This is a genomic window from Xenorhabdus bovienii (assembly GCF_024721015.1).
GTDB classification, from domain to species: domain Bacteria; phylum Pseudomonadota; class Gammaproteobacteria; order Enterobacterales; family Enterobacteriaceae; genus Xenorhabdus; species Xenorhabdus bovienii.
Genome location: NZ_JANAIF010000315.1, coordinates 1 through 509, shown reverse-complemented (window position 1 = coordinate 509; position 509 = coordinate 1). Strand labels below are relative to the sequence as shown.

2 protein-coding genes are annotated in these 509 nt (G+C 49.5%); one reads left to right on the top strand and one right to left on the bottom strand.

Features of this window, described 5'->3' with window-relative positions; genetic code table 11:
• Positions 1-207, top strand: a 207-nt coding sequence (locus NXS07_RS22585; protein ID WP_258087603.1) for a tail fiber assembly protein, incomplete at its 5' end; no start/stop codon positions are given.
• Positions 208-228: 21 nt separating this feature from the next.
• Here NXS07_RS22585 and NXS07_RS22580 read toward each other — a convergent pair.
• A partial coding sequence (locus tag NXS07_RS22580) for a phage tail protein (protein WP_258087602.1) occupies positions 229-509 on the bottom strand: 281 nt, incomplete at its 5' end.

Here is a 509-nt window from a genome sequence, read left to right as displayed (position 1 = left end):
TTACAGCAACGGGCAGAGCGGAAAAAACAATACCTGATGTCACAGGCATCAAACGCTATCGCGCCGTTACAGGATGCTGTAGACCTAAAAATGGCAATAGATAGTGAGCGAGAATCACTGACAGGGTGGAAAAAATACCGGGTACTATTGAATCGTGTAGACTGTTCAGCAGCACCTAGAATTGACTGGCCTAAAGCGCCAGAATAGCAATCAGGGGCTGAACGCCCCTTATCTTAATGCTGTTTTTGCCAGACCCAGCAAATCATCGGCCGTGACAATACTCAACACCTCCCGGATATCTTCGCTCACCCGCTTAAGTGACAAAGTAAACTCAATCCGTCTGGCCTTGCCATCGGCGAAAAATTCTGTACGGCTTTCGGTCAGGCTGTCAATGACAAACATGCCGTAGATCATGCCTGTGCCCTCAATCAACGGCCACGGTTTGGCAGAAAACGCCATTGTCCTCAGTACCTCCAGCGAAATATCACCGCCCGTCACCTCGGGATACA